At 57.0% G+C, this 17812-nt stretch carries 10 protein-coding genes; 7 read left to right on the forward strand and 3 right to left on the reverse strand.

Going from position 1 to position 17812, the window contains the following annotated elements:
- The first annotated feature begins 68 nt into the window (after window positions 1–68).
- Window positions 69–2036 carry a M14 family metallopeptidase gene (locus tag WMO46_RS14765; protein WP_242493079.1) on the forward strand — a complete coding sequence of 656 codons (1968 nt, stop codon included), beginning with the start codon at window positions 69–71 and terminating at the stop codon, window positions 2034–2036.
- Between the two features lie 65 nt (window positions 2037–2101).
- Here WMO46_RS14765 and WMO46_RS14770 read toward each other — a convergent pair whose 3' ends face one another.
- Genes WMO46_RS14770 through uxuA form a run of 3 tightly spaced genes read right to left on the reverse strand, consistent with a single transcriptional unit; the run spans window position 2102 to window position 6442 of the window.
- Window positions 2102–4030 carry a glycoside hydrolase family 127 protein gene (locus WMO46_RS14770; protein ID WP_349094590.1) on the reverse strand — a complete coding sequence of 643 codons (1929 nt, stop codon included), beginning with the start codon at window positions 4028–4030 and terminating at the stop codon, window positions 2102–2104.
- A complete protein-coding gene (locus tag WMO46_RS14775) occupies window positions 4030–5223 on the reverse strand; it encodes a glycosyltransferase WbsX family protein (RefSeq protein ID WP_349094591.1) in 1194 nt (397 codons plus the stop codon). Before WMO46_RS14775 ends, WMO46_RS14770 begins: the two co-directional genes overlap by 1 nt.
- 19 nt (window positions 5224–5242) lie before the next feature.
- Window positions 5243–6442, reverse strand: coding sequence for a mannonate dehydratase (gene uxuA, locus WMO46_RS14780; protein ID WP_019149878.1), 1200 nt, complete (start codon window positions 6440–6442; stop codon window positions 5243–5245).
- 113 nt (window positions 6443–6555) lie between these two features.
- Here uxuA and WMO46_RS14785 point away from each other — a divergent pair, with 113 nt between their 5' ends.
- From WMO46_RS14785 to WMO46_RS14810, 6 genes are all read left to right on the forward strand, one after another.
- Entirely contained in the window at window positions 6556–7461 is a 906-nt protein-coding gene (locus WMO46_RS14785; RefSeq protein ID WP_044118681.1) for an AraC family transcriptional regulator, read from the forward strand.
- Window positions 7462–7629: 168 nt separating this feature from the next.
- Window positions 7630–8130: a DUF1735 domain-containing protein gene (locus WMO46_RS14790; protein WP_242493081.1), complete on the forward strand. Its 501-nt coding sequence runs from the start codon at window positions 7630–7632 to the stop codon at window positions 8128–8130.
- A gap of 12 nt (window positions 8131–8142) precedes the next feature.
- Window positions 8143–11220, forward strand: a complete 3078-nt coding sequence (locus tag WMO46_RS14795) for a SusC/RagA family TonB-linked outer membrane protein (RefSeq protein ID WP_129650386.1) — start codon at window positions 8143–8145, stop codon at window positions 11218–11220.
- Window positions 11221–11224: 4 nt separating this feature from the next.
- On the forward strand, window positions 11225–12904 hold the full coding sequence (locus tag WMO46_RS14800) for a RagB/SusD family nutrient uptake outer membrane protein (RefSeq protein WP_276716333.1): 1680 nt from the start codon (window positions 11225–11227) through the stop codon (window positions 12902–12904).
- A 36-nt stretch (window positions 12905–12940) separates the two neighbouring features.
- Window positions 12941–15955 carry a SusC/RagA family TonB-linked outer membrane protein gene (locus WMO46_RS14805; protein ID WP_276716336.1) on the forward strand — a complete coding sequence of 1005 codons (3015 nt, stop codon included), beginning with the start codon at window positions 12941–12943 and terminating at the stop codon, window positions 15953–15955.
- Between the two features lie 20 nt (window positions 15956–15975).
- Complete coding sequence (locus WMO46_RS14810; RefSeq protein ID WP_349094592.1) at window positions 15976–17802, forward strand: RagB/SusD family nutrient uptake outer membrane protein; 1827 nt, start codon at window positions 15976–15978, stop codon at window positions 17800–17802.
- The last annotated feature ends 10 nt before the right edge of the window (window positions 17803–17812 follow it).

Consider the following 17812-nt stretch of genomic DNA (forward strand, 5'->3'; position numbering starts at 1 on the left):
TAAATACTATGACGAAATACATTGCATGCGCATTGGCCTGCCTAATACTGCCATACTACATAAAGGCAATGCCGAACAGTGTGCTGACCGCAGGCTGCCACACGATCTCCCTGAAAACGCCCGGAAACCCGGCTGTCGATCATCCCCTCACACCACGCCCCGGAAACGGCCGCTTTCTGCTGGAAGCGGAACGCAGGCTCCCGGTCTCCATCGTCGCCACCGAAACGCCGCACGACGAAGGCAGCACGGTCGAAATATGCATCACCGCCCTGAAAGAGGTCTGGTTCCAATACAGCCAGACATTCGACACCGGATTCGCCCACGACGAATGCCAGTTCCTGATGCCGGGGTTCTGGTACCGTCAGAATCTTCGGTCGCCGAAGGAGGCGCCCTCATTCCACACGTCCGACAGCTGGACTGTCCGCGAAGACCGTCTCAGCACCCCGCTGACGGGCATTTTCGATCCCGCCAGCGGAAAATACCACACGGTGCTGCGTGTATGCGGCGCCGGCTGCGATGCTCTGACGACCCACAAAAGCGGAGAGGTGATGCTCTCGGGCAATACGTCGATCGGATTCACGGGCTTCGAGAACATCGCAGGCCGGGCTGCGCTCCGCTTCGGATTCCCCTATCAGGAGACCCCCTATTGCTATATCAGTAAACTCACGCTGGCTCCGCCGGTCCGGGCCTACCAACACCTGCCCGAAGGCACGACGATCATCCTCCGCTGGGAACTCTGCCACGGAACGGCCGCGGATTTTTCCGAGTTCGTGCGGAATACCTGGGAATACAGCTACGACAGTCTGCTGCCGGAGGCCCCCGAACCGGCCTATTCGGACGAACGGATGAAGGAGGCGCTGACAGGCTATTTCACAGCGGCTTATGTGGACAGTTATCCGCTGAAATACATGTCCGGAGAACAACTCCGCACAGCCGACTGCGAGCCCAACGGCCGTGCGGAAGTCGGCTTCGTAGGACGGGTGCTGCTCAATGCGTTCAATGCCCTCGAATACGGATACGAACACGGCCGCACCGATCTCATCGACATAGCAAAGCAGACGTTCGACAGTTACGAACGCAACGGATTCTCCGCTGGAGGTTTCATCCGGGAGTTCGTCGATTTCAAACGCGGCACCGAAACCGATGTTTTCAGCATCCGCCGTCAGAGCGAAGGCATTTATGCACTGCTCCACTACCTGCATTACGAAAAAAAGCATGGCCGCAAACATCCCGGACTGGAACGGAAAATAACCTCCATTCTGAACGCATTCCTGCAATTGCAGGCCGATGACGGCAGTTTCCCCCGGAAATTCCATGACGACCGAACGACCGTCGATGCCAGCGGAGGAAGCACGCCTTCGGCCACCCTCCCGCTGGTCATGGCCTACCGCTACTTCGGCGACAAGCGCTACCTCACGGCCGCCGAAAAAACAGCCCATTACCTCGAATCGGAGATCATCGACAAAGCCGACTATTTTTCATCGACGCTCGATGCCAACTGCGAAGACAAGGAGGCTTCGCTCTATGCGGCAACAGCCATGTACTACCTGGCGTTGGCCGGCGACCGGGAATCCCGCAGCCATTACGCCGCCTTGGCCCGCAAGGCCGCCTATTTCGCGCTTTCGTGGTACTACCTCTGGGACGTACCATTCGCTCCGGGGCAGATGCTCGGAGACCTGGGACTGAAAACACGAGGCTGGGGAAACGTTTCGGTCGAAAACAACCACATAGACGTATTCGTCTTCGAATTCTGCTCGGTGCTCGACTGGCTGGGACGAGAGTTCGGCGAGAGACGTTTCTCCGATTTCGCCCAAGTGATCGAAAACTCTATGCGACAACTACTTCCAACGAAAGAACGGCTGTGCGGCATCGCAAAACCGGGTTACTATCCCGAAGTCGTACAACACACCAACTGGGATTACGGGAAAAACGGCAAGGGATTCTACAACGACATTTTCGCACCGGGCTGGACCGTAGCTTCGCTCTGGGAAATGCTTACCCCCGGACGTGCCGAACGGTTCCTGAACAGGAAATAACGACATCCCTGAAAACAGACATCCCGGGACTTTTCGTCCCGGGATGTTCATTGTCACAAAGTGCTCTACCGCACCGGCCAGTAGATCGTATAACGCTCGAAATGAACCCGATAAAACGGTTCGATCTCAATATCCCGGAATTCCTCCCCGTCGAATCCGAACGTAAGGGGATCGTCTCCGATCTTCACCACGTGCGATGCGATGGTTTCAGCCGTCCAAGGCACGAAAGTCCGCGCCGGCATCGGGATCACGTTGTTGGCTCCATTGTCGATTCCCCGCCAGAACGAAGCGGGCAGAGAATCCGTACCCATACGTCCGGCCAATACATAGGGGCCGTAAAGCAACGCCGAATAACGCTCTGAGCCGGGCAGCTTCTCCGCCGTGACACGCGGATGAAAACCGATCGTCAGCGTATCCGCCCCGCTCCACGGTTCCCGAACGACCCAATAACCGGCCGAATCCGTTTCGGGCACGATCACCCGGCCGTTGAGCGTCAGCACAGCCTCCGGCGACCACGAAGGTTTGCGCACCAACAGACCCAAATCCCGCTCCCGCCCGGTTTGCAGGATCAAGGTCACCTCCGGCGACTCCGGCATCGAAGCCTGCTGGATCAGGGAGATGTTCCGCTCCTTCCACGTTACGGCCGCCGGCACGAACAGATTGACCATCAGATCACGTCCCTGTTTCGTGAAAACCATTCGGTTCAGTTTGGCGGGAGTTTCCAAACCGGACTGGTTGCAGCACCAGAACGAATGGTCCTCCGAACCGTAGACCCGATAGTGCGCCGGGCGCATCGGTGTAAAATAGACACACATCCCTTTGCAAGGATCGTATGCCGAAAGAATATGATTCAGCAACACCCGCTCGTAATACTCCGCCATCCGGGCTTCCGGGCGCTGTGCGAACAGCGCTTCGGTCAGGCGCATCATATTCACCGAATTGCAGGTCTCGGGCCCGCCCTGCTGCAATACCTTCTCTTCGAAGCCGGACTCGGGAAAGAAATGTTCTCCGGTACTGTTACCGCCGATCACCCAACTGTGGCGCGTCGTGACGATCTCCCAGAAATTACGCGCGGCCCGGTCGAAACGCACATCCCCGGTATGGGTGTAGTACTTTTCAAATCCGGTGAATTTGGGTATCTGCGTATTGGCATGCCAGCCGTTCAGAATATCCTTCCCCTCGGAAAGGGGAACCCACATGCTCCGGTCGTTAAGGCGTCCGGCCCATTCCAGGTAACGCAACTCCCCGGTCAGTTCATACACGTCGAGATACGACTCGTTGATCGAACCGTGTTCGCATACCAACAGCCGCTGAACCTGTTCGTCCGTGAGCTTGTCCAGCACACCGTACCCGAACCAGTCCGCCAGCGAAGTCATCAGCGTCAGCGCCTGCCGCTGCCCAGCTTCCACATAGGCGGCCCGGAGACCGTGAAGCATCTTGTTGATCAGGTAAAGCGGAGCCCACGCCCCGTTGACGGTCGGATTGTCGGTCCGAATCTCCCCGGCCGCCACTCTCCGGAACAACTCCCGCCCGTCGGCAATGGCCATGATATACCCGTCGCCGCCCGCCTTCCGGCAGGCTTCGAGTTCCGAGAGGGTGTATTCCAACCGCCGGAGCAGGCGTTCGTCACCCGTCGCCCGGTACATCAGCGACAACCCCGACAGATAGTATCCCATGAATCCGCCGCGCAGGGGCCCGACACCCCAGACATCCTCGGATTCCCATCCGGCATAGGGCTGAGCTTTCGGAGTCAGCCCGGCTTCAATCCGGAAAAAGTGAAGCAGCGAATCGGGCTGCAACCAGAGCAGATAATCCCGCCCCTGCTCCTGCAATTCCAAGAGCGGTCCCGGGAGTAAGTTCACTTCGTCCGGGGCAAACCAGGCCACCCGGTCAGCGATGCGGGGAGCGACCTTCGGTCCACGGGACGCATCGCACCCGGCGAATGCGGATAAACAAAGGACGGCAAGGCCCAACCGATAATAATGTCTCTTCATCATTCTATGGTTCTAAATACACGTTTGACTGCTTCCAGATATCCGTAACCGTTCAGGCTGTCGGGCTCGAGGCAGCTGCCCTCGGCCCATTCGTTCCAGGCGTTGATCGTGATCAGGGGCGGTTGGTCGGGATGTGCATCGACATAGGCTTTCGCACGCCGCAGAAATGCTTCGAACCGGGCCGGCGTCGATCCCGTCACACAGGGCTGCAACCCCTCGGGATAGCGAGGGTTCGGGTCCCAACCGATCGACACATGCGGGAAATAGGGAACATCGAATTCCCGGTCGAACTTTTCATAATAGGCGGAGGCCATATCTCCCCACTCCTGATAATCCCGGTCCGCCGGCACCAGGTGGCACCATTGGTAATTGGTCAGGCTCTCGAATCCGAAACGGCGCACCGTGTTCTGCTGGGAGACGGAGGTATCCCCCGCCATACCCGTCGAAGTCGCAGGCAGCAGAAACCAAAGAATCGGCTGAATGTGCACTCCCGGCAATCCGGCTTCGACACATTTCTTCCGGAACCGGTCAAGCGCGGCAACCGCCTGCTCCTCGCCGCCCATTTCACGGATGAAAGTCGAAGTTTCGTAGATGGAGAAAACCGGTTTGTCGTCGATCTTGTAGTAGTTCGGCAGTTTGAAATAATCTTCGATCAGGTGGTCGGCGATCCGGTCGAATATTTCCGGCGTAACCGGCTCCGGCCAGTAGACTTTGCTCTTGTCGGGATCGGCCGCATCGAGATAGGAAGTCATCACATGGTTGGCCCACATCAGATAAAACTTCATTTTCCGATTATTCCCGGCTTGCAGAAAGCCCTTGTTCAGCACATCTTCCAGGAACGGACGGTCATCGTACCAATACCAGTCGAAAATGAAAGTATTGACCCCGTATTCGAGGGCCGTGCGAATTTTTTTCTCCTGCACCTGCGGATCGGCCTCGTCCAGATACCCCCACAGCGGGATACGGGGCTGCCGGTGTCCTTCGAATTTAGGGCGAGCCTTGTAAACGGCCTCCCATTCGCCGACCCCGTCGGGGAAAATCTCGATCTCCGCGAAACGGGGATCATTGTGATAGGCCGGCCAGACGAATGCGGCGACATCGTATTCGGCGGCAGGAGGTCTGTCCTCCCCGCAGGACGAAGCGGCGAGACATAGTGCTCCGGCGAGGAATAAAACAAAGGTCTTCTTTTTCATACAATTCGGATTTATGGATTCATAAACTTCGTTCGATACCCATTTCGAGACCGCAGATCTCGGCGAAACCCTTCATGCGCCCTACCAGCGGATAACCCGGATTGGAGGAGCGTCCGAAATCGTCGAGCATCCGCAGCCCGTGATCGGGACGGAACGGCATGGCCGTATCCCGCCTCCCTTCGGCAATGCGGCGGCGCTGTTCTTCGAGCAAGGCTTTCAGTACGGCGTACATATCCACCGACCCTGTGAGATGTCCCGATTCGAAGAAACTCTTCGGCCCCAGCTGCTGCGTATTGCGCAGGTGTACGAAATGAATCCGCGGCCCCAGTTCGCGCGCCATAGCCGGCAAATCGTTATCGGGTCTCGCCGACAGCGACCCGGCACAGAACGTCACACCGTTGACGGGATCGTCGTACTGACGCAGAATCCAGCGGAAATCCTCGATGGTGCTGGCGATACGCGGCAGTCCGAGCAGCGGGAAAGGCGGATCGTCGGGATGGATGCAAAGATTGACGCCCGCCTCCCGGGCTGTCGGGCAGACCTCTTTCAAGAATGCCGCCAGATGTTCCCGCAGCCGGTCGGGGCCGATGCCGTCGTAACGCGCCAAATAACGCAGGAATACCTGCTTGTAATCCTCGCTGTCGCCGACCGTACCGTTGATGAAACCCTGTGTGACCACGATGATGTTATGGGCCAGTTCCTCCCGCTCCGCGGCACTCATTCCGGCTGCCAGCGCTGCGGCCCGTTCACACACCTCAGACGGATAGTCCCCTGCTGCCCCGGGACGCCGGAGAATATGGATGTCGAATGCGGCGAAACGGTCGTAATCAAAGTGCATCGACTCGGTACCGCGTACATTCGCATAGTGCAGGTCGGTACGCGCCCAGTCCAATACGGGCATAAAATTATAACATACGGTCCGGATTCCGCAAGCCGCCAGATTCCGCAGCGACTGCCGGTAATTCTCGATATGCCGTGCGCAATCCGCCGTACGGAGTTTGATCGCCTCCGATACCGGAAGGCTCTCGACCACACTCCAGCGCATACCCGCCGCAGCAATGCGGTCACGGACTTTTTCGATCTCCTCTACGGGCCATATCTCGCCCGTAGGTATGTGGTGCAGGGCCGTCACGATGCCTTCGACGCCGATCTGCCGGATCTCCGGCAGCGTCACCGTGTCGTTCTCTCCGAACCACCTCCAAGTCTTTTCCAATGCCATAAAATCAAATATTATAATAAATATTCAAAGATTGAAAATAAAAGCCCCCGAAGCAAGTGATTTTTTTGCATCTTCTGTTGATATATTTGCATAAATCCATCAATCCCGACACCATGAAAGACGAAATCAAAATCATGTACGAGCAGGTGGGGCTTACCAACGGCTCCCCGCTCAAAGTCAAGAAGTGCGACTACGATTATTTCAAGTACCCCTGGCACTTCCACGACGAGTACGAAATCGTCTACATCATCAAGAGCACGGGAACCCGGTTCGCAGGGAACAGCATCGAACCGTTCTCCGACGGAGACCTGGTCTTTTTCGGCAGCCTGCTCCCACACATGTACCGCAATGAAGACATTTATTACCGCGGCAATCCCTCTCTGCGAGTCCACGCCATCACGATCCAATTTTCCAAGGACTTTTTCAACCATGCGATTCTCAACTACCCTGAATTTTTGAAAATCAAGGAATTGCTCGAAATGTCCCGCTACGGAATCAGCTTCGATACGACTCCGAATGCCCCGATCCGGCGCCATATCGAAATGCTGCCCAACAAGACAGGACTCGACCGCCTGATGGCGTGCATCCATATCCTTTCGATGATGAGCCGCACGACCCACAAACGGAAACTCAACGACGACAGCATCGACCTCCGCCTGCCTGCCTACGGAGAATCCCGTATATATAAGGTATTGGGACGACTCAACCGGGACTATATCCACAACATCAACCTGGACGACATCGCCCGAACGGCCGGCATGAACACCAGCGCTTTCTGCCGCTATTTCAAGGAGAAAACCGGCAAATCGACACTCCAATATATCAGCGAATTACGCATCGGATACGCCTGCAAGCTGCTGTTGATGGGCGAACTGACCGTCACGCAGATCTGCTACGAATGCGGATACAACAACATCTCCAACTTCAACCGTCAGTTCAAAAAGATCACCCGGTTCACCCCCTCGGAATATATCGAGGAGTTCAAGCGCAATCCCGGGATGGCCGCACTCTCCCTGTAATCCGCCGGACAGGAGTATCACAAATTTTCACATTTGCAAATTAAATACAAACGATTGCAAATTTCATATTTGTAATCGGATGGCAATACCGCCATATTTGCATCAGTGATCACCAAACATAAGTTTAACACACCCCACGCCGGGAACAACCACCTAAAACTGACCCGTATGAAGAAAATTCTGCGTTTATTCCTTGTTGGGTCCCTTCTCCTCGTTTCCTGTCAGGACGACGAAGAGATGAAGTATGCGTCCGTCTATTTCCCGCTGGCCACCTGGGCCGACGGAAACGGAATTTTCCAGACGAAATTCGACTTTTCAAGGGACACCACCTACATCGTCGGGGCCTACTGCTCCGGCAGTATCATGCCCGAACACGACATCCGTGTAACGATGGAACTGGCCACGGACTCGCTGGCTTCCGCCAAGCAGGCTTCGGCAGCCATCCGTGCCTACGATCTGTTGCCCGAATCGGCCTACACCGTGGAACCTGCCAGCCTCGAATGCACCATCCGCAGGGGTACCGAAAGAGGCGATTTGCTGGTAACGTTCCACACCTCTCAACTCGATGCGGACAAAAAATACATCTTGCCGCTGCGTATTCGATCCGTATCGGAATATGAAATCGCACCCCGGTACAATACGCTCTTTTTCGGGATTACAAAACGCTAAAATTACAAACGAATGAGCAACGCTATAATGCCCAAAGCGTTATGGACGCTTTTATTGTGCCTGTGCCTCGGCACCGGCTACTCCGCCGCACAAAATAAAAAGGATGTCGCCGTGCACGGGCAGGTTACGGACCCGGCCGGAATGCCGCTCGAAGGCGTACTGGTCGAGCACAAAGAATCGCGCATGTTCACGCTGACCGACCGGGACGGCAATTTCACGATCCGGATACCCGGCGACAAATCGTCCCTGATCTTCACGTTGGAGGGATACGCCCCCAATCAGGTATATATAGGAGATACGCACCGACTGAAAGTTACGTTGTTGGAGGGGGGGGGAGATTCCGACCCTGAAATAGCTCTCCTGTACGGCCGCCAGAACCGGTCGCTGATGACTTCGGCCGTTTCGACGATCGAAGGCTCGAAGCTGACAGATCTTCCGACCAACTATGCGAACACGGCATTGTCGGGCATGATTCCCGGAATAGCCACCTCGCAGAACAGCGGAGCTCCCGGCAGCGACTATTCGTGGCTCTACGTGCGCGGCCTCCGGTCGTGGCGCAACAGCACGCCGCTCATCATGCTCGACGGACACGTCCGCGATTTCTCGATCCTCGACCCCAACGAGATCGATCAAATTTCCGTTTACAAAGACGCCGGAGCACTGGCCGTGCTCGGACTCCGGGGCTCGAACGGAGCCATCATGGCTACCACCCGCCGCGGCAAGGAAGGACGCCCCGTACTGAAATTCAACACGCAGATCACGTTCCAACAACCCATCAAACTGCCCAAATTCCTCGACTCGCACGATTTCGCCCTGCTGCACAATGAAGCCATGCGCAACGACGGCCGTGCAAACGAACAACGTTACAACGAGGAAGACCTGGCCCTCTACCGTTCGGGGCAAGACCCCTGGGGGCATCCCAATGTCGATTGGATCGGCCAGTCGCTCAAAAACGTAACCGTCGGACAAAAATACAACCTCAGCATCGAAGGCGGCAGTTCGGTTGCCAAATACTTCGTCAACCTCTCCTATCGCTCGGATGAAGGAATCTACAAAACCGACAAAGACATCAACACCTACAAAACGAATGCGAGCGCCAAAATCTACTCCCTGCGTTCGAACGTTGACATTGCCCTGACCAAGAGCATGGACCTTTCGATCAATCTTTTCGGATTGCAGCGCCAACTCTCGAACCCGGGAGCCGGCAGTCCGTTCAGCGCGATCTACTCCCTGCCATCGAACGCCTTCCCCATGAACTACGGCAAGGACAAGGTCGCCGGCACCAATGACCTGCGAAACAATCCCTACGGCATCCTCAACCACAGCGGTTACACCCGCTACACCCACAGCACGATGGAGGCGCAGGCCGAGCTGGGCCAAAAACTGGACTTCATCACCAAAGGACTCCGCGTGCGGGGATCGCTGGCATTCGATTTCTTTTTCGAGAACAACATCAACCGCAGCAAAAGCTACGTCGTCTACGAATACACGGGCGACGGGGAGGACGGCAAACCGCTCTTCAACACCTGGGGCGAGGAGAAAAAACAGGCGAACTCCAACTCCTACGGAGCTGCCAAGACCCGCATTTTCGACGTAGAAGCCGGTCTGGACTACGACCGCACTTTCGGGAAACACCTCATCGCCGCAACTCTGTTCTTCAATTACAGTCAAAAATCGGACGACACGCAGAACCTGCCCAACACGCACCAGGGCCTGTTAGGACGTGCCACCTATGCCTATGACTCTCGGTATATCGTCGAATTCTTGTTCGGCTACCAGGGTACCGAGCAGATGCCGCCCCAGAAGCGCTACGGCTTCTTCCCCGCAGTTTCTGCCGGATGGGTGCTCTCGGAAGAGTCCTTCATCAAGAACCATATCGGAAACATCCTGAGCTACTTCAAGGTGCGAGGTTCGTGGGGCATCACCGGCAACGATGCCGGCATTCCCTACTACTTCTACCTGCCCGCATTCATCCAGGCCAACGGCCGTTACACGCTGGGAGCAGAACCGCAGAACGTCAACAGCTGGGTAGAGGATGTCCACCACCAATATCTCCCCAACGTCACCTGGGAGAAATCCGAGAAAACCAATGTCGGCGTTGACATGCGGCTGTTCAAAAACCACCTGAGCATCAGCGCAGATTATTTCCGCGAATTTACCAGCCAGATTCTGACGCCCCGCAACACCGTTTCGACCCTGATCGGCTACGGAACTTCGGGCGGCCCGCTGGGCAACGTCGGAAAGACCTACAACAGCGGATTCGAAGTGGAGGCCGCCTACTCGGGCCGGATCAAGGATTTCCACTGGACACTGGGCGGATACGCCTCCTATGCGCACAATGAGATCCGCTACAACGACGAACAGCCTTTCGCCTACGACTACCGCAGCGCCGTCGGCTATCCCATCAACAGCCAGTACGGATTCCAGGCCAACGGACTCTACACCAGCGAACAGGACCGCTACAACAGCCCCAAGACGACCTTCGGAACATCCTATGCCGGCGATATCAAGTACCGCGACCTGAACGGCGACGGCGTAGTGGACAATCAGGACCAGCACCGGATCGGATACAGCAATCTCGGAGAGATCAACTACGCCTTCTTTGCGAATGCGCAGTACAAAGGCTTCGACTTCCAGATCATCTTCTCGGGAGCCGGCAACCGCGACGCCTATCTTTCGGGCGTAGCGATCCAGGCTTTCACGAACATCTCCGGTTCGGGCAGCGAAATGGCCGGCAATGTCCGCCGGTACCACTGGGACAACCGCTACATTCCCGAAGACCCTGCGACCTGGACCACGGCGAAATATCCCCGCCTGTCACTGACCGACCGCGACCACAACTACAAGCAGACTTCGAGTTTCTGGGTTGACGACGCCTCGTTCCTGCGTCTGAAAAATCTGGTGATCGGCTATACCCTTCCCCTGCGCATTTCGAAGAAGCTGCGCATGTCCAAACTGCGCATCTATTACAGCGGATACAACCTCTTCACCTGGTCCGACATGCGGACCATCGACCCCGAGGATGCAGGCTCCGGAAACGGCTACCCCATCCAGAAATCGTCGAGCATCGGTATAAACATTCACTTCTAAGACCATGAAAAAACTCATCATAACCGCCATAGCATCGCTTACGACACTCTGGTCCTGCGATCTGAATTACGTTCCGCTGGAACAGATGTCGGCCGAAGAGGCTTTCAAGGACAGTCTGCGTCTGGAAATGTTCGTCAACGACCTGTACGTCTATCTCAACACCGGTGTCCAGTTCAACCGCGTCGGCGGCGCCCTGCTCGACTGTGCCACGGACCTGGCCGTATACAGCCCGCTCGGGACCAGTTCGGGCATCAACTCCTACACCCGTGCCACGATGAACGCCGCATCGGGCGGCAACCCCGACTCCCGCTGGGCGGAGACCTACACCGGCATCCGCAAAGCCAACGTCATCCTGCGCAACATCGACCTCACCGTGGGCCTGTCCCAAAGCAAAAAGAACCAGTATCTGGGAGAAACGCTGCTCAATAAAGCGCTGATGCACTATGAGCTCGTCAAGCGTTACGGCGGCATCCCGATCATGGACGACATTCTCGACCTGTCGGGCGACATCAACATCCCCCGTTCGAAGTTCGGCGATTGCGTGGAATACATCGTCCGCCTGTGCGACGAGGCCGCACCGCTGCTGCCGACGAAATATCCGGACAACGACTACGGACGCCTCACCCGCGGAGCCGCCTACGGCCTGAAAGCGAAAATCCTGCTCATGGCCGCCAGCCCGCTCTTCAACGCAAACCCGATCGAGGGATCGAACGAGATACACCGCTACGCCTCACCGGACCTGGAGCGCTGGAAACGGGCCGCCGATGCCGCACGTCAGGTCATCGAGCTGAAAAATCCCGACGGCACGAAGGCCCACGAGCTCTTCCCGTCGTATCAACGGCTGTTCTTCACCAATTTCGGGAACACCGAGTCGATCATCGTCAAATGCCGCAACCTCACCAACGACGTGGAGGCCGCCAACGGACCTTCGGGTTACCAGAGCTGCCGGGCCTGCACCAGCGTCACGGCGGAACTGATCGACATGTACGAGCTCAAAAGCGGCCGGCTGCCTTCCGAAGACCCGGATTACGATCCCCAAAAACCTTATGAAAACCGCGACGACCGGTTTTACGCCAGCGTACTCTACTCCGGTGTACCGCTCTGGGGCCGCGAGGTGGAACTCTACACCGGAGGCAAGGACTATCCCGCAGCCATCGGACAACGCGGCTGCGAAACCGGATTCAGCCTCTACAAGCACATCGACCCCCTGGCCAGCGTCGTACCGGCCAAATACACCCTCCACAATCACCAGATACTGCGCTACGCCGAAGTATTGCTGATCTACGCCGAGGCCATGAACGAATACCTGGGAACGGGCGACGACGACATGTGCACGGACGAGATGATCTACGACTGCGTCAACGAAGTGCGCCAGCGTGCGGGACTGCCGCCGGTAAGCGGTCTGACCAAAGGCCAGATGCGTGAACTGATCCACCGGGAACGCACCGTAGAGCTGGCTTTCGAGGAGGTGCGCCTCTACGATCTGAAGCGCTGGCGCGAGGCGGAAACCGTGCTGAACCGTCCGGTCCACGGAATCAAAGTGACCCAGGAGGGCGGAACCATCGTCTACGGCGAGAAGTTCGCCGTCGAAGAACGCTCCTTCCCTATGCGGATGTACTACTACCCCATTCCCCAGTCCGAACTGGACAAGAACAGTGCGCTGGTGGTAAATCCGGGATGGTAATCCGAAATTCATTGTCAAATCTGTAAATCAGCACCGATGAAAAAATATATATTGATATTCATCTTCGCACTAATCCACGGATTCACCGCAGGATTACAGGCCCAGGGAATTGCCGTTTCCGGCAAAGTCAGCGACAAGAACGGGCAGGAACTGGTCGGAGTGGCGGTCATAGAGACCGGCACCAACCATGCGACGGTAAGTGCCGCGGACGGCAGCTACAAACTCACCGTTTCGGGTAAAAACGCCCGGCTGGAGTTCCGTATGCTGGGCTATATTCCCCAGGAGATCACCGTAGGCAGCAGGACCGCCATCGACATCATCCTCGAAGAGGAAGCCCTCAACATCAACGAGGTGGTCGTAGTGGGATACGGCACCCAGAAACGTGCCACCGTCGTCGGGTCCATCTCGACGGCAGACGCCTCGGCCATCCAGAAAACGGGAACGACGAACCTCACGCAGGCCATCGGCGGCCGCGTCTCGGGCGTCTTCACCCGCAACCCGGGCGGACGTCCGGGCGAGGACAATGCCAATGTCTACATCCGCGGTACGGCCAGTTACAACAGCGGTGCCAACAGCCCGCTCGTGCTGGTCGACGGCGTAGAGCGCGAATACGCCCAGATCGACCCCGAGGACATCGAGAATTTCTCAGTTCTGAAAGATGCCTCGGCTACGGCCGTATACGGCGTGCGCGGAGCCAACGGCGTCATCCTGATCACCACCAAACGCGGTCTTACGTCGAAACCCGAAGTATCGTTCCGCGCGTCGTTCACCGCGAGCACCCCGACACGGCTGCCCGACAAACTCGGATCGTACGACTACGCACGCCTGCGCAACGAAGCGCTGATGAACGTCGGACTCGACCCCGAGTACAGCGCCTACGACCTCGAAATGTTCCGCACGAAAGCCAGTCCTTACACGCATCCCGACAACGACTACATCCACGACATGCTCAAAAACGCAGCCTTCAAGCAGCAGTATTCGCTGGTCGTGCGCGGCGGCTCTTCGTTCATGCGTTATTACGTGTCGGCCGGATATGCCAATGACGACGGTATCTACAAGAACTTCAACAACGGCAAATACGACACAAACGTCTATTTCCGGCGCTACGCCCTGCGTGCGAATCTCGACTTCAACGTAACCAAAACCACCACGGTCGGCGTAGACCTCGCAGGACGCCTCGAAGAACGCCATAACAACGGCGCCGGCGATGAACTGTTCCAGCATCTGGTACGTACCCCGCCCGATTATTTCAACTACGTGAACCCCGACGGATCGATCGGCGGCCACCTGAATCTGACCAACCCCTACATGGCTCTTTCGCGTTGCGGCTACTTCCACTCCAAGACCAACAAGTTCGAGAGCGTGATCCGTCTCAACCAGCAGTTGGAATTCATCACCAAAGGACTTTCCGCACGCGGTATGTTCAGCTACATTTCGTCGATGCGCTCCCGCCGGGACCTCTACGAACGCCCCGCGACCTACTATTACACCAAGGAAGGGACCTACGAACTGGTCCGCGAGGAAGAGCCCATCACCATTCGGACGGGCTCCGGGAACGGCCCCTTCCGCCGGGATTTCGTAGTCGAAGCGGCTCTGAACTACAACCGCACTTTCGGCGACCATGCCGTCACGGCCCTGTTGGCTTTCAACCGCCAGGAGATCCAGAGCGACGCCACGCTGCCGATCGGTTACATCAACTACGTCGGTCGTGTGACCTATGCCTACAAGAACAAGTACCTGGCCGAGTTCAACGCCGGATACAACGGTTCGATGCAGTTCTCGAAGGACAAGCGCTACGGTTTCTTCCCGGCGGTATCCGCCGGCTGGGTTCTCTCCGAGGAGGGATTCTGGGGCAAATCGGCCAAGGCGTTCAGCTACATGAAGCTCCGCGCTTCGTTCGGACAGGTCGGCAACGACCGCATCGGGTCCGACAAGTATTACTACCTCCAAACCTATCCCCAGCTGGGATCGAACCGCCCCTCGTTCGGCGAGACGAACAATCCCGAAAACCGCATCTACGAAGGCAAGGAGGGCAACACCGAAGTGGGATGGGAGCGTGCCAACAAATTCAATGTCGGCGTGGACCTCAAATTCTTCGACAACAAGCTGTCGTTCACGGGAGACTATTTCCACGAACGCCGCCACGGCATTCTCGACTACGACGGCACTATTTCGTACATTTACGGCATGATGGCCCCGAACGACGGCAGCAAAGGCTTCCCGCCGGCAAACATCGGCGAGGTCGTCAACCGCGGTTTCGAAATCGACCTGGGATACAACGGTCTCGTCAACAAATTCCGGTATTATATCCGAGGCAACCTCTCCTTCGCCCGCAACAAGGTGGTCGAATGCGGTGAAAGCCCCGTCACCTACCCGTGGCTCTCCAAGGTGGGACGCCCCATCGGCCAGCGCTTCGGACTGATCGCCGACGGTTTCTACAACACCGAGGAGGAGATCGACGCCCTGCCGTCGGGATTCACCGACAGGCCCAAACTGGGAGACATCAAATACCGCGACATCAACGGCGACGGCAAGACCGACAACTACGATGTCGTACCCATCGGACGCACCCAGGTACCCGAAATCATCTATGGATTCACCGTAGGCGGCAACTGGCGCAACCTCGACTTCGAGCTCTTCTTCCAGGGGGCTACCAATTCGGATATCTACGTGAACGGCTACGGCTACTGGGAATTCCAGGGTATCAGCGGCGCCATGCACCACCACCTCGGCCGCTGGACTCCCGAAAACAAGGAGCACGCCACCTATCCGAGCCTTTCGCCCTCCACCTCGGAACAGAATCACCGTTTCTCGACATTCTGGCTGAAAGACGGCTCCTACCTGCGTCTGAAAAACATTCAGATCGGGTACACGCTGCCCCAGCGAATCTCCAAAAAGGTCGGCATGTCGAACCTGCGCTTCTATGTGACGGCGACCAACCTGTTCACGTTCTCCGAATTCAAAGAATACGACCCTGAATCCAACGACGGCGACGGCAGCGCCTATCCGGTCATGAAATATTTCGGCGGCGGCGTCAGCCTCAAGTTCTAACCTTCAAATTGCGAAGCTACATGAAAAAGATCGTTTATATACTGTTGTTGTGCCTGCCTATGCTTTCGTGTCAGGACGCCTCGTCGCTGATGGACAAGGAGGATGTGGGCGACCTGTATGAAAAGGATGTCTTCCGGAGCGGCACCTACGCCCGCTATTTCGTCAACGACATCTACTACAATATCATCAGCACCGGATACGGCGTATCGGGCTGGGGAGGTGCATACATGGACTGCGCCACCGACAACGGCGAGGCCCGCCCGCTCAACTCCGCGGCACACCGCTACAACACCGGCAACTGGAACGCCGCAGACAACCCGCTGGGATTCATCTGGACCAACAGCTATGCCCAGATCCGCGCCTGCAACAAATTCCTGGAAAATTACCATCTGATCGAAGAGGAATCCGGCATCACCTCCCGGCTGGACATCGAATATCTGCATGCCCAGGTCATCTTCCTGCGCGCCTATTTTTACTCAGAACTGCTGAGAGCCTTCGGCGGCGTGCCGCTCATCACCAAGGTTCTGTCGATGAACGATCCCGAGATCAACTCGGAGCGGGACTCGTTCGAAACCGTCCTCGATTTCATCGTCAGCGAATGCGAAAACGCTGCCGAACTGCTCAAATCGCTGCGAGGCGAAGACGCCACCCGCTACGGACTGTTCGGAGGTAATTTCGGCCGCGCGAACGAAGGTACCGCTCTGGCGTTGAAAGCCAAAGTGCTGCTGATGGCCGCCAGTCCGCTGTTCAACCGTCCGACCGACTTTCCGCAATACGACTCTGCCGACCCCAACGTCTCGTTGTGGCGCTATCCCGACTACGATCCCGAGCGCTGGAACATCGCGGCCAAAGCGCTCAAAGACGTTATCGACCTGGGATTCTACGATCTTTACCGGGCCAAAAACGGGACCAAGACCGAATACGAAACGCTGTTCTGCGTCCGGGCCCCGATCGAGGAAGCCATCTTCCCATACCTGCGCGGTCCCAGCATCGACATCTATTTCAACAACCTGCCGTTCGACTTCATGCTCGTACGCGGCAAGGGAACTCCGGTATGCTATACGCTGCCCACCCACGATCTGGTCATGGCGTATGAGATGAAAAACGGCATGCTGCCCGAACAGGAAGGCTCCGGCTACCGTCCGCTCAACCCCTTCGCCGACCGCGATCCGCGCCTGAACGCTACGATCTGGCACGACGAATCGGTCTTCTGCAACATCCGCTTCGACACGTGGCATCGGGAGGTCACCTCGGAAAAGAGCGACGGCAAGCATTACATCACCGGATATTCGCGCACGGGTTACTTCCTGCGCAAATACATGGACCCCGACCTGAACCCCTCGGCCTCGACGGCTCCGACTCTGCCGAATTCCTACCACCTGATTCGCTATGCCGACATCCTGCTGATGTACGCCGAAGCGTTGAACGAGTACCATGCCGATCCCGCATCGGCTCCGGAGGACGGCATCCGCTGGGCCATCGACCAAGTCCGCTCGCGCGCCGGCATGCCGGGTGTGGACGAAACGTTCCGGAACCGGGGCTGGGACCTCACCCAGGAGAACGTACGCAAATTCATCCAGAACGAACGCCGCGTGGAGTTCGCCTTCGAAGAGCAACGTTTCTGGGACATCCGCCGCTGGATGATCGGTACGCAGACCCAGCGGGAAGCGCACGAACTGGACATCACGCTCAAAGACGACGATCTCACGAAGGTTTACAAGTCCCGCAAATTCGAAAACCGCATTTACGAAGACCACATGAACCTGATGCCCATTCCGCAGTCGGAGATAAACAAGAATCCCAACCTCGTACAGAACTGGGGCTGGTCTCCGAAACAAGTCAACTAAAAAACAGTCG

It is taken from the genome of Alistipes intestinihominis (assembly GCF_040095975.1).
In the GTDB taxonomy this organism is placed as follows: Bacteria; Bacteroidota; Bacteroidia; order Bacteroidales; family Rikenellaceae; genus Alistipes; species Alistipes senegalensis.